At 42.7% G+C, this 17,359-nt stretch carries 13 protein-coding genes; 12 read left to right on the top strand and 1 reads right to left on the bottom strand.

What is annotated here, in order from left to right; translation table 11 throughout:
• The first annotated feature begins 215 nt into the window (after positions 1-215).
• The 4 genes from ppk1 (at position 216) to JMX13_RS00305 (ending at position 3,774) form a co-directional block, all read left to right on the top strand.
• Complete coding sequence (gene ppk1 / locus JMX13_RS00290; RefSeq protein ID WP_413786296.1) at positions 216-2,438, top strand: polyphosphate kinase 1; 2,223 nt, start codon at positions 216-218, stop codon at positions 2,436-2,438.
• Positions 2,439-2,784: 346 nt separating this feature from the next.
• On the top strand, positions 2,785-2,955 hold the full coding sequence (locus tag JMX13_RS00295; protein WP_201608840.1) for a hypothetical protein: 171 nt from the start codon (positions 2,785-2,787) through the stop codon (positions 2,953-2,955).
• Between the two features lie 90 nt (positions 2,956-3,045).
• Positions 3,046-3,297 carry a hypothetical protein gene (locus JMX13_RS00300; RefSeq protein WP_201608841.1) on the top strand — a complete coding sequence of 84 codons (252 nt, stop codon included), beginning with the start codon at positions 3,046-3,048 and terminating at the stop codon, positions 3,295-3,297.
• A 105-nt stretch (positions 3,298-3,402) separates the two neighbouring features.
• Positions 3,403-3,774, top strand: coding sequence for a hypothetical protein (locus tag JMX13_RS00305; RefSeq protein ID WP_227686151.1), 372 nt, complete (start codon positions 3,403-3,405; stop codon positions 3,772-3,774).
• Positions 3,775-3,905: 131 nt separating this feature from the next.
• On the opposite strand, the gene JMX13_RS00310 is transcribed toward JMX13_RS00305, so the two are convergent.
• Positions 3,906-4,619, bottom strand: a complete 714-nt coding sequence (locus JMX13_RS00310; protein WP_201608842.1) for a tRNA-(ms[2]io[6]A)-hydroxylase — start codon at positions 4,617-4,619, stop codon at positions 3,906-3,908.
• A gap of 714 nt (positions 4,620-5,333) precedes the next feature.
• On the opposite strand from JMX13_RS00310, the gene JMX13_RS00315 reads away from it, so the two are divergent.
• The 8 genes from JMX13_RS00315 (at position 5,334) to eno (ending at position 17,259) form a co-directional block, all read left to right on the top strand.
• Positions 5,334-7,532: a malate synthase G gene (locus JMX13_RS00315; RefSeq protein WP_201608843.1), complete on the top strand. Its 2,199-nt coding sequence runs from the start codon at positions 5,334-5,336 to the stop codon at positions 7,530-7,532.
• Between the two features lie 577 nt (positions 7,533-8,109).
• On the top strand, positions 8,110-9,159 hold the full coding sequence (locus tag JMX13_RS00320; protein WP_201608844.1) for a porin: 1,050 nt from the start codon (positions 8,110-8,112) through the stop codon (positions 9,157-9,159).
• A 224-nt stretch (positions 9,160-9,383) separates the two neighbouring features.
• Entirely contained in the window at positions 9,384-11,018 is a 1,635-nt protein-coding gene (locus JMX13_RS00325) for a CTP synthase (RefSeq protein WP_201608845.1), read from the top strand.
• Between the two features lie 258 nt (positions 11,019-11,276).
• A complete protein-coding gene (gene kdsA, locus JMX13_RS00330) occupies positions 11,277-12,152 on the top strand; it encodes a 3-deoxy-8-phosphooctulonate synthase (RefSeq protein WP_201608846.1) in 876 nt (291 codons plus the stop codon).
• A gap of 27 nt (positions 12,153-12,179) precedes the next feature.
• On the top strand, positions 12,180-12,434 hold the full coding sequence (locus JMX13_RS00335) for a heavy-metal-associated domain-containing protein (RefSeq protein ID WP_201608847.1): 255 nt from the start codon (positions 12,180-12,182) through the stop codon (positions 12,432-12,434).
• 252 nt (positions 12,435-12,686) lie between these two features.
• On the top strand, positions 12,687-12,911 hold the full coding sequence (locus JMX13_RS00340; RefSeq protein WP_201608848.1) for a heavy-metal-associated domain-containing protein: 225 nt from the start codon (positions 12,687-12,689) through the stop codon (positions 12,909-12,911).
• Between the two features lie 351 nt (positions 12,912-13,262).
• Complete coding sequence (locus JMX13_RS00345) at positions 13,263-15,611, top strand: heavy metal translocating P-type ATPase (protein ID WP_201608849.1); 2,349 nt, start codon at positions 13,263-13,265, stop codon at positions 15,609-15,611.
• A gap of 331 nt (positions 15,612-15,942) precedes the next feature.
• A complete protein-coding gene (gene eno, locus JMX13_RS00350) occupies positions 15,943-17,259 on the top strand; it encodes a phosphopyruvate hydratase (protein ID WP_201608850.1) in 1,317 nt (438 codons plus the stop codon).
• Positions 17,260-17,359 lie beyond the last annotated feature (100 nt).

Consider the following 17,359-nt stretch of genomic DNA (forward strand, 5'->3'; position numbering starts at 1 on the left):
ATTGCTCGCTTAAACTGTTAGTGATTTTAAATAGCAGTAAGCCTAATTGTGCTATGTTATAGGATATAGAATTAGCCTCTTTAAAAAAATTAGTATAAAAATTTCTTAAGCGGGTTTGAGTATAAAAATAAAAGATGATGGCGTATCGATAACGCTAAAGGAGTGGGAAAATGGCAGAGATGGACAATAAGTATGAAGTTAATGACAGTATTGATATGAGTATAAAATCTGACAATGAAACAAGCCCAAACTTTATTGAAGTGAGTGACAATTCGACCGATAGTTTAACCGATAGTACGACTAACAGTTTAACTGAGAACCTAACTGAAATTGAGTGGCAACGTTCAGAAGACGGCAGCTATTCGCCGAGCAGTTATATCAATCGCGATTTCTCTTTACTACAGTTTCATTTGCGGGTTTTAGCACAGGCGGCCAGTCCGCGCCATCCTTTATTAGAGCGGTTGTTTTTCTTAATCATTTTTTCCTCCAATATCGATGAGTTCTTTGAGATTCGCGTTGCCGGTATTATGCAAAAACTCAATCTAGGCGATGTATCGACCAGTGTCCATGGTATGCGCCCCAGTGAGATTCTTAATGAAATATCAGCAATAACCCATGATGCCATCGATGAGCAATATCGCATTCTCAATGAAGATATCCTGCCAGCACTTGCTAAAGAAGATATTCGTTATCTAAAACGTGATGAGCTAAATAGCGAGCAATCGGCATGGATGAAGCGCTATTTTACTGAGCAAGTATCCCCAGTCTTAACTCCCATTAGCATTGACCCTGCGCATCCATTTCCGCGCTTGGTGAATAAAAGCTTAAACTTTATTGCTACCTTAGAAGGCAAAGATGCCTTTGGCCGCGATATCAATCTAGCGATTGTGCCAGCACCGCGCAGCTTGCCGCGCGTGATTCGTCTGCCTGATGAGCTGACGGGTGGTAAAGAGCACCATGTGATGCTGTCAGCCGTGATTCATGAACATATTGGTGAGCTATTCCCTGGCATGAATGTCACCGGCTGTCATCAGTTTAGATTGACACGCAACGCAGATTTAGACCTAGCAGACGATGTCGATGACATTGCCAAGGCCTTAGAAGGCGAGCTTGAAAACCGCCGCTTTGGTGATAAGGTGCGTTTAGAGGTCACCACTGACTGTCCGACGCCCATTAGTGATTATTTGCTTAATGAGTTTGAGCTGCATGACAATCAATTATACCGCGTCAATGGACCGGTGAACCTAACGCGCCTATTGTTTGATTTTAATATTCCAGCGCTGCGTTATCAGCCGTTTACCCATGTCGTACCTAAGCCTTTTCGCCGTGAAGTCGATAAGCTCGATAAAGCAACCAGTATGTTTGCTGCGATGCGTAAAGGTGATGTCTTGGTTCATCATCCGTTTCATGCGTTTTCACCGATTATTAATTTATTATGGCAGGCGGCAAGCGACCCAAAAGTATTGGCCATTAAACAAACCTTATATCGTTCGGGTACCAATTCAGAAATCGTCAAAGCCCTAGCGGCAGCAGCGCGTCATGGTAAAGAGGTGACAGCGGTTATTGAATTACGCGCCCGCTTTGATGAAGCGTCTAATATCGCGGTTGCCAACTATCTACAAGAAGCAGGCGCAGTCGTGGTTTACGGCATTGTGGGCTACAAGACCCACGCCAAGCTGATGCTCATCGTGCGCCGTGAAGACGATAAGATTCGCCGTTATGTGCATTTAGGCACAGGGAACTATCACGCTGCCAATGCCAAAGTTTATACCGATTACGGCTTATTCAGTGCTGACCCTGATATCTCAGAAGACGTGCATAAAATCTTTCAAGAACTGACGGGAATGGGCAAACCGGCCAATCTGAAAAAGCTCCTGCATGCACCGTTTACTTTGCACGAAAAACTGATGAGCTTTATCGATGATGAAATTGCCCATGCAAAAGCAGGCAAGCGCGCTCATATCATGGTTAAGGTCAATGCACTGACCGAGCGCCGTCTGATTGATAAATTGTATGATGCGTCGCAAGCAGGAGTTAAGATTGAGCTAATTTTGCGCTCCATGTGCTGTCTGCGTCCGCAAGTCAAAGGGCTGTCTGAAAATATCACCGTGCGTTCTGTCATCGGGCGCTTTTTGGAGCATACGCGCATTTACTATTTCTATAACGATGGGAACGAGCGGCTATATTGCGGCAGTGCTGACTGGATGGATCGCAACTTATTCCATCGCGTCGAGGTGGCATTTCCTATTGAAGATAAAAAGCTCTTTAAGCAGATTTATGAAGATGGTTTATTGAATTATCTTAAAGACAATGTACAAGCGTGGACGCTTGACGGTAATGGTGTCTGGCGGCAGACTGAACCTGCCGCAGGCGAGCTGCCGCATATCGCGCAGGAGCATTTATTAAAAGTGATTAACGGCGTTGGTGACCCAGTTTAGAAGAATCGTTTTAACTACGGCTTTGCTAGCTTTGGTTAATTAGTTGTATCTTTGATTAAACTAAATAGCATTAACCTTTAACATTCTCAAACGAATTATTTTGACTAAAAGCCAAGCGTGGATATAACCTACGCTTGGCTTTTTCGTGTTAATCGTATTTATTAGGAATAATAATAAGCAGTATAAAAACGAAACATGCGTTACAAAATGTCTGGTAACCTCACATTTATTCACACATTGATACCGCAGTACACTGGTGAGCAGTGGAAAATTCTCCTTATAATTGATGCAAGGCTCACAATTTACAAAGAGTTTTTCATCAATTATAAAAAACAGGACACTAATCATGAGTAGTACTAATAACGATACCTCAGATATTAAAAAAGCAGCTGAGCAAGCAGACAGTCAGCAAATCGAAAAAAACCTAGCAGATAATAAGCAAGTCAATGTGCCGGAGAAATTGAGTGAAGAAGAACAGACTTCTTTTATCGACGATGACTTACGTACTGATAAGTAATATTACTTTAGTAATAAGTAAATGAGCATGGATTACCTAATAATTTAACACTTAAATAATATTCTAAACCATAAATGCGAGGGACGCGCTATGCCAGACAATACTCGACCAAACAATGAAGAAGCGGTACCTGTCCGTGATCCAGCAGCCTTACATCCAGACAATGCACCAGACAGTTACGAAGGTCGTAAACACGAGCCCGATATCGATGGACCACAGCAGAAATCACAGGAAACGGACGAGATATATTCCGATCCTCGTAAGGAAGAGAATTTACCAGATGGCGGTAAGAATGTAGCAGACTTAAATGCTTATGATTTATCCCAAAAAGGCAATGAATAGCATTTGGTAGGTTTTTAACAAACTATTTAAGTAATTGATTTTAGAAATTCAGTAAAAATAATAATAACGATAATCACAACAATTAAAAATGACAAGGACACCATAATGCAAAATGAGAAGATGCAAACCAAAGATCCAGCGTTAACCAAAACGCGGATTGATGACTCTGATGTTAATACACTTAATACTCACACATCTGATGTTCACACTGAAATAGAAAATAGCATTACTGAGAATAAAGGTACCGATACCTTTAAAGAAGGCGTGATAAATTCAGAGCACGTCAATGACAATGACAACCCTGCGCGTCAGCCAGATCGACGTGACCAAGATGGCAATGCTTTTGACGAAGGCATCAATGAGCATACGATTGTGGGTAGTACTCCTAAAAGCGCAGGTATCAATGACTTAAACCGCTATGCAAATGTTGATAATGCCCAAACCCGTGTCTTAAATCCTGATGAAAAAGATTCTTAATAGTTAGATTTTAGGTATTAAGTCAAAAATAAAAAGGTGCTTCCATCAGTTGATAAGAGTATCGCTGATTGCAGCACCTTTTTTTAATGATTATTTATAGCTATTAAGAGCTCAAATAAAATTAATAAAAACTAAGCCGGTTCACCGCTATGAAAACGCAGCTCAGTATCTGGGCTCGATATCAGCTCCGCTTCTACCGCTTTAAAAAACGCCACGCGCTCGTCGATATTATCCTCTGACAATGACTGCGCCAATGCCAGATAATCTTCAAAATGACGGCTTTCTGATTTAAGTAAGTAGCGATAATATTTCGCCAAACGCTCATCGTTGATGACTTCAGCCAATGCAGCAAAACGCTCACAAGAACGCGCTTCAATAAACGCCCCGATAATCAATACATCTATCATCGCTGCTGGCTCGTAGGTACGTTTATGTTTCAGCATACCTTTAGCATAACGTCCGGCACTTAGATATCTCCACTCTTGCCCGCGCTCATTCATGATGCCGAGCACCTGCTCATAATGCAGCATCTCCTCGCGTATCAACTGCGCCAATTTACGTTGTAAATCATAAGAAAACTCATAGCGAAATAATAAGTTCATTGCTGTACCAGCCGCTTTTTTTTCACAATTGGCATGATCTTGAATGATTAATGGCAAGTCAGCAATGGCGGCATTTACCCACGCTTGTGTGGTTCGCGCACCTAAAAATTCATAAATAGGGGATAAATCGACCTTTATAGGCGTTCGTAATTGCGCAATATCGACACTGTCTTCTTGATTGTTTTCTTCTTGAGCGCCATTTTCTTGGGTTAAAGTTGCAAGGTTTTGTGTATTGATAGTCATAGTTTTATTGGGCTTTATTGAGTAGTTGTAAGACAGCGTTTATTGGATAATGATAAAAAGGTCTGAAAATAAATAAGTCTGCTATAGTCGATTCAACTTGAAAAGAATACATGGCTGTTGGGATAAATTTTACGAAGCATCGAAAAGTGCGAAGCGCACAGCAAGCAAGAAAAATTTATCCCAGCAGCAGGCTATTTTTAACGTGCCTTTTTTATATTGGACTGACTATATAACGGCAAATATCTTTAATAGCATTTGGCATGATGGATCATTTGACGTGTTTGGTACTTTTAAACGCCTTAGCTTAATAGATAACCGTTAAGCATAAATTACTATGGTAATGATTACTTACAGTTTATCCATCGTTTCCATCATTGTGCTTAAACAAGGCGTTTATAGCATCTAAAGCCATACGTCTTATAGGGTATCATTTATCTACAGCCTAAGTATTTACTTGCTGAATGATGTTTCCTTGTTTATTTCATTATTTGATAGTAGGATGAGATTTTGCTTTTGGGACATTCTGTCTTACTATTGATTGCTAATGAGTAGTTGATACTCAGCATTATATCAACTATCCATGCTATCGCAAAAAGTAAGGTTTATCACCTTAGTATTTGCTTAAAGCTGGTCTAAATAGTAGCAACTTAGATTTTAATTGCCATAGTAGTAACCCGGGATTAAAACACTTCACGAACAGATAAGGATAACAATATGAGCCAGTCTTCTAACGCCAATCGTATTCAGAAGGGCATTCTTGCCATCGATAAGCAGATGTTCGATTTTATTGAAAACGAAGTGCTGCCGAAAGTCGGTGTGGATTCAGACAGTTATTGGTCAGGTTTTGAAAAGGTCATTAAGGAGTTTACGCCGCGTAATAAAGCGCTGCTTGCGACCCGTGACAAAATCCAAGCCCAGATTGATCAATGGCATCTAGACAATCCTGCCAAAGACGGCGACATTGACTATCCTACCTATAAAGCGTTTTTACAAGAAATTGGCTATCTGTTACCAGAAGGCGAAGATTTCAAAGTCAGCACCCAAAACGTCGATGACGAGATTGCCCATATCGCAGGACCGCAGTTAGTCGTACCCGTACGTAACGCGCGCTATGCATTGAACGCGACAAACGCTCGTTGGGGCAGCTTATATGATGCCTTGTATGGCACAGACGTGATCAGCGATGAAAATGGTCAAGAAGCAAAAGGTGGCTACAACCCAACTCGCGGCGCTGCTGTCGTCGCCTATGCCAAAAAATTCTTAGATGAAAACTTTGCCCTAGCCTCAGGTTCATACAACGATGCAACCGGCTTTAAAGTTGTCGATGGCAAGCTTGAAGTGCTACAAGGTGATACCAGCACTGAGCTAAAAAATGCTACTCAGTTTGCAGGTTTTGTCGGTGATGCAGCAAGCCCAACCGGTATCTTATTAAAGAATAATAACTTACACGCTGAAATTCAAATCGATGGCAGCCATCCAGTCGGTAAAGACGATCCAGCCAATATTAAAGACGTGCTATTAGAATCAGCCATTACAGCGATTCAAGATTGTGAAGATTCAATCGCTGCGGTCGATGCTGAAGAAAAAGTGGAAGTCTATCGCAACTGGTTTGGTTTGATGAATGGCGATTTGCAAGAAACTTTCGAAAAAGGCGGCAAAACCCGTACGCGTAAACAAAACCCAGACCGTGAATACACCACACCAGATGGCGGTACACTTACCTTACCAGGTCGTTCGTTACTATTAATTCGTAACGTTGGGCATTTGATGCAAAACCCTGCGATCTTAGTCGATTTGGGTAATGGTCAAGAAGAGATCTTTGAAGGCTTAATGGATGGTTTGATTACACCGCTACTATCTTTAAACGATTTAAAAGGTAATAACCAGCTATCAAACTCGCGTAAAGGTTCGATGTATATCGTTAAACCAAAAATGCATGGTCCTGAAGAAGTCAAAATGGCGAACGACTTGTTTAATGCCTCAGAAGACTTATTGGGCTTAGAACGTAATACCCTTAAAATCGGTATCATGGACGAAGAGCGCCGTATGACGGTCAACCTAAAAGAAGCGATTCGCCAAGCCAAAGAGCGCGTTATCTTTATTAATACCGGCTTCTTAGATCGTACCGGTGATGAGATGCATACCAGCATGAACGCCGGACCTTTCGTACGTAAAGGCGATATGAAGTCAGAAGCATGGCAGCCAGCTTATGAGCAGTGGAACGTCGATATCGGTTTAGAGACGGGTCTACAAGGTCACGCTCAGATTGGTAAAGGCATGTGGGCGAAGCCTGATGAGATGAAAGAGATGATTGAAACCAAAGCCGCGCATCCACAAGCGGGGGCTAGCACAGCGTGGGTACCATCACCAACGGGCGCCACCTTACACAGCATGCATTATCATCAAGTGAATGTCGCTGAGGTCCAAGACAAGCTAAAATCACGCGAGCGTGCCAGCTTAGATGACATCTTGACCATTCCATTGGCAAAAAACACCAACTGGACGGAAGAAGAGAAGCAGCAAGAGCTTGATAATAATGCTCAAGGCATCTTAGGTTATGTCGTACGCTGGGTAAACCAAGGCGTTGGTTGCTCTAAAGTACCTGATATTAATGATGTGGGTCTAATGGAAGACCGCGCGACACTGCGTATCTCAAGCCAGCATATCGCTAACTGGTTGCATCATGGCGTGGTGAGTGAAGAGCAAGTCATGGAAACCATGAAGCGCATGGCAAAGGTCGTCGATGAGCAAAATGCTGACGATAATGGCTATCAGACAATGGCTAACAACCTTGAGCACTCTTATGCCTTCAAAGCCGCCTGTGATTTGGTCTTTAAAGGTCGTGAGCAGCCAAGTGGTTACACCGAGCCATTATTGCATCAAGCACGCCTTGATTTAAAAGCTCATTCTTAAATCGATCTAGCTATATTTTTGATTAAATAATAGGGCTAGCGTTGTTGGTTATTAGCAGACTTTGCTTTAGAGCTACTTATCAATGCATAAGTAGCTCTTTATTGCTTAGGTCTTAATGAGCCTGTCAAAGACAGTTTATAGTATTATTACTGATATTTATCAGTGCTACCCTTATTTGCCTATGGCGAATAGGGGTATTTTTTTTGCCATTATTTAAACACAGGTTAAACCTCATAGCGAGCATGGCTTTTAAGATTTTTTATTATTTAAGGCTTAAAAATATGTTGCAAATTATGTCAAAGTTGTTATGCTTGTACTCGAAGTATGAGTTTGGTAACGGATGTTACGCAACAGAGCGATAAAGACCAGCATTTACATGGCAGTTACGATTTTGATCCCAGTTATGTAAGTCATGGTTCTTTTCATCTTACGGTAATAGAACTTCGCCACACTTGTTTCTGACTAATCTCGGTAGCCAGTTACACATTATATCTTTGAGGATTTGTGACGATACCATTTTGGGCACCGGCTAATAATAGCTCGCTCATTACTAAAATTGTAAAGTGGAGATACCCCCATGAAAAAACTACTTTTAGCTACAGCAATCGCTGCCCTATCTGTATCTGCAGCAAACGCCGCACCGACTGTTTACGGTAAAGCTTTTTTAGCTATGGATTATGTTAATGCTGAGTTTGATGGCCCTGGTGGCAACATGTATGATGAAGACACAGTAGAAATCAACTCTCATGCTTCACGTATCGGTCTTAAAGGCTCTGAAGCCATGACAGCTAACACTGACGTTATCTATCGCTTAGAGTATGGCACAAAGATTGATGGTGATAGCAATGGTTTCACTAACCGTGATACATATCTTGGCGTAAACAACAAACAATTTGGTGAGTTCCGTGTTGGTAAAAACCAATCAACCCTAGCTCGTATTGATAACGTTGTTGTAAACCAAGGTTATTTTGATAACTTAGGTCAGACTAAAAACGAGAATGCAGTTGTTTCAGCGTTAAACATGGCTGATAGTAACCGTATCCCAAGCTCAATCATCTGGACTGCACCTAAGTATGACGGTCTACCATTACAATTGTCAGCTATGTATAGCTCTGATGATGCTAACGGCAATGATAACTCTGGCTTTGGCGTTGCAATGTTATTTGACCAAGGTACAGGCTTCACTGCTGGCTTAGCGTATGACAAAGATCAAAATATTGAAGGTGATATCATTCGTGGTACTGCTACTGTAGATCTAGGCAAATACATGGCAGCTCCAGTAACGTTAGGTGCGCTATACCAAGTAGGTGATTACGACTACGGTAATGCTAAAGAAAAAGGTTTGGTAATTAGTGGTGAGATGGGCTTAACTAACTTCGCTCGTCCAGCATCTGTTTACGCACAGTATAACAAAACTGATAATTTAGACGGTTTAGATAACGCTGATTCAAATCAAATCGTTGTTGGTGGCAAATACTTCTACAAAGACAATATCATTGCTCATGCCTATGCAGGCATGAATAAAGCTGATAAGGTTCCAGCTTATGATTTAGTTACTGCTGGTAGTACTGTAAGAGGCGACGCTGATGTATTCGTCATTGGTACTGGTCTAGAATACTTATTCTAGTATGAACTAGAAACTGACTCTAAAAAAACTCATCCTTCGGGGTGAGTTTTTTGTTGTGACCTTTTTAAAGCTGCAGTGGGGTATAATAGCTATGTATTTACGACGACGCCCTTATGACAATTAAGCGTTAAAAACTGAGTGTTTTAAAGAGTTTGCGCTTTTGCCCTATATTTTGTGGCGTATTTTTAGTAGAATCCTTCTTTACCAATTACCGACAGAGTACTATGACCAAGTTTATATTTGTGACCGGTGGGGTAGTGTCCTCACTAGGAAAAGGTATTACCGCAGCTTCCCTTGCAGCCGTCTTAGAGGCGCGTGGCGTAAACGTGACCATGACCAAAATGGATCCGTATATCAACGTCGATCCAGGTACGATGAGCCCGTTCCAGCACGGTGAAGTGTTCGTGACCGAAGATGGTGCTGAGACCGATTTAGATTTGGGCTACTATGAGCGTTTTTTACGCCATTCAAAGATGAGCAAGAGCAACAACTTCACCAGTGGTCGTATCTATCAAAACGTTTTAAATAAAGAGCGTCGCGGTGAATATTTGGGCGGTACGGTGCAGGTGATTCCGCATATCACTGACGAAATTAAAAGTAAAATTCTTGCCAGTGGCGAAGGCTATGACATTGCCATTATCGAGATTGGCGGTACGGTTGGTGATATCGAGTCACTTCCCTTTATGGAAGCCGTACGCCAAATGCAAGTAGAGCTTGGACGCAATCGCGCCATGCTGATGCATTTAACATTGGTGCCTTATATCGCTAGTGCGGGTGAAACCAAAACTAAGCCTACTCAACATTCGGTAAAAGAGCTGCGTTCTATTGGGTTGCAGCCTGATATTTTAATCTGCCGCTCTGATCATCATATCTCACAAGACAATCGCCGCAAGATTGCGCTATTTACCAACGTCGAAGAGCGTGCGGTTATCATGTGTGAAGATGCGCAAAGTATCTATCAAATACCGCGTACCCTGCATGAGCAAGATCTTGATGACTTAATCTGTGAGCGTTTTGGTCTTGATTTGCCGGAAGCAGATTTAAGCGATTGGGATAAAGTGGTCGAAGCGCAGCTGAATCCTGAAGCGACGGTAACGGTAGCGATGGTTGGTAAATATGTTGAATTACCGGATGCCTATAAGTCTATTAACGAAGCTTTGCTACACGCTGGCATCACCCATAAAGCAGACGTCAAAATCGACTATATCGATGCAGAGCTGTTAGAAACTGATGATGCTTTGTTTGCCCGTCTTAACGATGCCGATGCTATTTTAGTACCGGGCGGTTTTGGTGAGCGCGGTACCAATGGCAAAATGAAAGCCATTACCTATGCACGTGAAAATAACGTACCTTATCTTGGTATCTGCCTTGGTATGCAGTTAGCAGTGATTGAATATGCGCGTAATGTCCTACACATCGATGCCAATTCTTCTGAGTTCCAGCGTACAGCGGCTGAACCTATCATCGGTCTGATTACCGAATGGTTAGATGAGCGTGGCGAATTGCAGATACGTAGCGATGATTCAGACCTTGGTGGCACTATGCGTTTAGGCGCTCAGCAAGCAGAACTGGTTGCTGGTAGTAAACTTGCCCAAATTTATGGCGCAACCAATATCACTGAGCGTCATCGCCATCGTTATGAGATGAACAATCGCTATATCGAGCCATTAGAGCAAGCAGGTATGAATATATCCGGTTATTCTGCCAAGCAGCATTTGGTTGAGTCAGTTGAGATTCCTAACCATCCTTGGTTTATCGCGGTACAGTTCCATCCTGAATTTACCAGCTCGCCACGCGGTGGTCACCCACTATTTAACAGCTTTGTAAAAGCAGCAAGAACCTATAGCGATAACAAATAATCTGTATCTTACGACAGCTTGATAGTGATGAAAAAGACTGATCTTCGGATTGGTCTTTTTTTGTTTTTTATTTAGCCTTTTTTTGATGGTGGTTTTTATACATGCAGTTTTTATTATTGGTGAGTTGTGGTTCATGGTAATGTCTAATTACGCTTGGATACTTTTTTTAATGCGGCTATCGGTTACAATATAAAAAAGTCATATTAATAATAACTGTTGATAACGACAGTAAATAACAATAACGAGGGTCACCACTTCATGGAAAATTTATTAACGGCGCAATCACATATCAAGCTTAATACGCCAAATGGCAAGACGATTAATATTGGTAATGACCAGCCGTTTGTACTATTCGGTGGTATGAATGTCTTAGAGTCCAAAGAGTTGGCGTTTGAAATTGCTGAGCAGTATGTGGAGATATGCAAGCGTTTGGGTATCGGTTATGTCTTTAAAGCCAGCTTTGATAAAGCCAACCGTTCAAGCTTGCATTCGTATCGAGGTCCTGGGCTAGAGCAGGGTATCGACTGGCTAGGTCAGATTAAAGAAAAGTTTCAAGTACCGATTATTACTGATGTGCATGAGCCCTATCAAGCCGCACCCGTTGCTGAAGTTGCTGATATTATTCAGCTTCCTGCGTTTTTATCACGTCAAACAGATTTGGTCCATGCAATGGCTAAAACAGACGCGATTATTAATATTAAAAAGGCGCAGTTTTTAGCGCCACATGAGATGCGTCATATTGTTAATAAATGCCTTGAAGGTGGCAACGATAAGCTGATTCTTTGTGAGCGTGGTAGCGCCTTTGGTTATAATAATCTGGTCGTCGATATGCTGGGCTTTGATACCATGAAGCAGATGAATATTCCTGTGTTTTTTGATGTAACGCACAGTTTGCAGCAGCCGGGTGCACGTAGTGATAGTGCTGGCGGCCGCCGTGAGCAAATTACTACGCTTGCCCGCGCAGGGATGGCAACCGGATTGGCAGGGTTATTTTTAGAGGCGCACCCAAACCCAGAAGCTGCCAAGTGTGATGGCCCGTGTGCATTAAGAACCAGTCAGTTAGAGCCGTTCTTGCGTCAGCTAAAGCAGATCGATGAGTTGGTCAAAGGCTTTGAGGTATTAGATACGCATTAATGCTATAAATGATAAGAGGATAAGACCATGGCGATTAAAGTTGCACAAGTAAGTATTGAAAATATCGATGATACCGAAGGGCTTGAGAGCGTGATGACGGCGTTAAAAAACATTACTGGTGTTACTGAAATTGAGCTAGAACCTGAGAATGGTATTGCATTTATCCGTTATGATGATACGCAAACAACCATCCATGCTTTTGTTGCGGCCATCAGTATGGTCGATTACGTTACTCAGCCGTTTCCTATCGATGCCCCGCAAAACCCACGTTACCATGATTAGCAAATGAGGCATTGGATTGTGAGTGATGGTTTTTATGACGAAACCTTTATTAAAAATACTTAAATAAAACGCACTTTAATAAGGGGCTTTCATAAATATACAAGCAATCAAACTTGTTGTTAGGCTTCATTCGGCTTATGCTAGTTAAGTGCTGTTTTTATGGTGTCTTAAAAAACAGCGATAAAAGCAGTTTATTTAAGTGATAAAAATACTCATTAATAAAAACTCAGTTACAAAAATAAGGAGCCTCTCATGGCAAACCAAACACGTATTATTAAAATTGACGGCATGACTTGTGGTGGCTGTGTGGCAAGCGTCCATAATGCCACCGCTGATATTGATGGTTTAGATGATATCAGTATCGAGCTGGCAGATAACCAAGCGACCGTCACCTTTGATGACAGCAAGACCAGCGCCGAAGCTATTGCAACGGCTATCGACGATGCAGGCTTTGATGCCACTGTTCCCAACGCTTAATATTATTCGTATTTATACCAAAACCGGCTATCATGGCTGGTTTTTTTAATGGCTAAAATATCGCTAGCGGTATGAGAATATACTTTATCTTCCTAGCTTGTATTTATTAACAAGCCCGCTTGCTAGCAGATGAATGAATGTTGAATTGCTGCTAATCATGACCATTTAAGTTTTGTAGAAATAAAATCGTAGAAGTATTAAACAGTCTAAAACGTAGACTAATTGTATGTTTTTTTATGACTGGATTGTTTGATTTAGATTTGCTATCCATTGAGCTCTTCTGTTAGCTCAAACGAATTTATAAACGCTATAACGCGCAATAACGTAATAATGTAATAACGAGTTTTATTTATGAATGATGCTACCCGTACCGACACCGAGCAATCCTATGAAGTTGAAACTGATATTCAGTCAAATACGCCGCTGACGCCCGAGCGTGCCCATCTGCAACTGGCGATTGAGGGGATGACGTGTCAGGCTTGTGCGTCTCGAATCGAGAAAGTCCTTAATAAGAAGCCAGCGGTGTATGAGGTAAATGTCAACTTCGCTGGCGAGACCGCCAATGTCGATTATGATCCGACGCAAACCACGCCTGAACAAGTCACAGAATGGGTAAATAAAACCGGTTTCGTGGCCAATTTGCAGGCAGCCGATAGTTTGTTTGCTAAGTCGGATGAAGATACGGCAACTGAATATCCGTGGCGTTTGATTGGATTGTGGGTGTGTTTGCTGCCGTTTTTAGTGGGTATGGCTGGCATGCTTGTCGGACAAGGTATGGCGTGGATGCCACCGGTTTGGATTCAATTTATCTTAGCGACGATTGTACAATTTGGATTGGCGTTACCTTTTTATAAAAGCGCTTGGGCATCTATCAAAGGTGGTCTTGCCAATATGGACGTATTGGTGGTCATTGGTACGGTAACCATTTGGGCATATTCGACCTATCTATGGTTGACCCATGGCGATGGCACGTTAAGCAGCTTATTGCAAAGCGGGCATGCAGGCGGACACGGACCAGCCGTTTACTTTGAAGCCGGCGTGATGGTTATTGCTTTTGTGCGTACGGGTAAATATCTTGAAGAGCGCACCAAAAAGCACAGCTTAAACAGTATCGATTTATTATTGTCCTTAACGCCTGATGAAGTCGAGCAGCAACAGCCAAATGGCGATTTTCATAATGTCGCGCTACAGGATGTGCAAGTAGGCGATATCCTGCGTGCTAAACAAGGCAGCCGTGTCGCCACCGATGGTGTCGTTATCGATGGTAGTGGCTGGTGTGTGGAAAGTCATTTAACCGGCGAGTCCGTACCACTTAAAAAAGAAGTAGGTGAGGGACTGCTAGCAGGCGCTCTCGTTGAAAATGGCAGCTTGCTATATCGTGTCAGTGCTAAAGGTAGCGATACCAAGCTCGGTGATATGGTACAAGCGCTCAGCGATGCGCAAGGCTCAAAAGCTAATTTAGCGCGCCTTGCTGATAGAGTGACGGCTATTTTTGTCCCAGTAGTGGTGACAATTGCCTTGGTCACATTTGGGCTGACGTGGTGGCTCACGGGTATGGTCGATACCGCCTTGATGCATGCGGTGTCGGTATTGGTCATTGCTTGCCCTTGTGCCCTTGGTTTAGCAACGCCAGCTGCTATCATGGCTGGTATGGGCGTCGCCGCGCGTCATGGCGTTTGGTTTAAAGATGCGCAAAGCTTAGAGGCGGCAGGCAATATTGATACAGTGGTACTCGATAAAACGGGTACTTTAACCATTGGTAAGCCTACTATCGTCGATCAGGTCATGGTGGATAAGTCACTTGCGGTTGATGATGTCTTACAAATAGCCGCAAGCGTTGAAGCGCATGCTAGCCATCCTTTAGCGACGGCATTGATTAACGCGGCTACTGAACGAAACTTGCCGTTGATGACTGTGACTGATATCAGTGTCATCAAAGGTGCGGGCATACAAGCAAATATCGAAGGCTTAGGTGTGGTAAAGGTTGGTACTGCGGAGTTTGCTCATTTAATGCTGCCAAAACTGATGCCAAAAGTATGGCAAATTGCCAGTACCGTAGCCATTAGTATCAACGATGAAGCTTTGGGCGCGTTTGCCTTAGCTGACGATTTAAAAGATGACACGCCGCAAGCCATTACCGCACTACAGGATGCGGGTATCAATGTCATCTTGATGAGTGGTGATAAGCAGTCGGTCGTTGATCATGTGGCAGGTCAGCTAGGTATCGAACAAGCGTACGGTAAAATGAGCCCACGTGATAAGGCGAGCCAAATTGCCCTGTTGCAAACAGCTGGTCACAAAGTGGCGATGGCAGGTGACGGCGTCAACGATGCGCCAGCAATGGCAACCGCTGATGCCAGTTTTGCCATGTTTGAAGGTACGGATGTCGCCCAGCATAGTGCCTCTGCGCGCTTGATGGGTGAGTCGCTGATGCATATCGATGCGGCGCAAAAAATTGCGAATGCAACAGTGCGTAATATCAAGCAGAATCTATTCTTTGCTTTTATTTATAATTGCCTTGGTATTCCGCTTGCCGCTTTTGGTTTTTTAAACCCTATGATTGCCGCTGCTGCAATGGCGCTCAGCTCTATCTCAGTATTGATGAATGCGTTACGTTTGACACGATTTAAAACCAAGGTTGAGCTAAATAATACTGTATCTAATTCTCATACTGATAGTAAGCGTTTAACAAAAGTATAAATGCTAAATCACCTGTCATATCGTCACTGTTAATAGGGGTTAAAACGCATCTTTAATGGCTGATATTGCTGTCTATATTGAATTTTATGGGCGCAAGTTGGTGTAAGATAAGGGAAGTTTGGCAAAATTTATGCTATGATGCCAAGCACTATAGCTGACCCTTAAAGTATTAGATAAACCTTTAACAATGCATGAAACTAGCCAATTATATGAATAGGTAAGGCTGGTTTTGCTATAAGCGCTATACGATATTTTGCATTATCTTTTTTGTATTCTAGTTGCCGTTATTTATCCCACAAACTTGGCATGACCAAAGGAATTAACAGACATTATGTACGCTGAAGAAACCACCAACGTCGCCGCAATTAAAGACATTCGCGCTCGTGAAATTTTAGACTCGCGCGGTAACCCAACGATTGAAGCTGATGTGATCTTAGCTGACGGCACGGTTGGACGTGCTGCTGCCCCAAGTGGCGCGTCAACAGGCTCACGTGAAGCGCTTGAGCTGCGTGATGGCGACAAAAATCGCTACATGGGTAAAGGCGTCAAAAAAGCCGTTGCCAACGTCAATAGCCAGATTCGCAGTGCGCTAATGGATAAAGATGTCACTGAGCAGCAAGCCATTGATGACGCTATGATTGCGCTCGATGGTACAGAAAACAAAGACAACCTTGGTGCTAATGCGATATTGGCTGTGTCTCTTGCAACGGCAAAAGCTGCTGCCAAGTCACAAAGTCTGCCACTACATCAATATATCGCAAACTTACGCAATCAGACGTCATTGACGATGCCTGTACCGATGATGAATATCATCAATGGTGGTGAGCATGCGGATAATACGGTTGATATCCAAGAGTTTATGATTGAGCCCGTTGGTTTTACCAGCTTCTCAGAAGCGCTGCGTGCGGGTACAGAGATTTTCCACAGCTTAAAATCTGTCCTAAAATCGCAAGGATTGAATACAGCCGTCGGTGATGAAGGTGGTTTTGCACCAAACCTGCGTAGCAACGAAGAAGCTATCACCGTTATCATGCAAGCGATTGAGCAAGTCGGCTATAAAGCAGGCGAAGACATCCATCTTGCCCTAGATTGTGCCGCTAGTGAGTTTTATAAAGATGGTCAATATATCTTAGCAGGCGAGGGTAATAAGTCCTTTGATAGCCAAGGTTTCTCTGACTATCTCGTTGGCTTAACGCGTCAATATCCTATTATCTCTATCGAAGACGGTCTTGATGAGTCAGATTGGGATGGCTGGAAGTATTTGACTGAGCAGATTGGTGATAAAGTCCAGTTGGTCGGCGACGATTTATTTGTGACCAACCCTGCTATTTTGCAAGAAGGTATCGATAAGCATATTGCCAATGCGATTTTGATTAAGTTTAACCAGATTGGCACTTTATCAGAAACCCTAGATGCGATTTATCTGGCGAAGAAAAATGGCTATGCAACGATTATCTCACATCGTTCAGGTGAAACTGAAGACAGCACCATTGCTGACTTGGCAGTAGGTACAGCAGCAGGCCAAATCAAAACTGGCTCACTATGCCGCTCAGACCGTGTCGCGAAATACAATCAGCTATTGCGTATCGAACAACAAGTTCGTGCAAGCTACCGTGGCCGTGAAGAGTTCATCGGTCTACGTGGTTAAAAAGCTAAGAAGTTGAGCTTAAAGCTAAGCGATATATTTTCATAAATATGAGGGTATATCGCTTAACAACGTTATTAAGCTTAGCCAGTTTTCACTTTAA

The organism is Psychrobacter immobilis (assembly GCF_904846285.1).
GTDB classification, from domain to species: Bacteria; Pseudomonadota; Gammaproteobacteria; order Pseudomonadales; family Moraxellaceae; genus Psychrobacter; species Psychrobacter immobilis_D.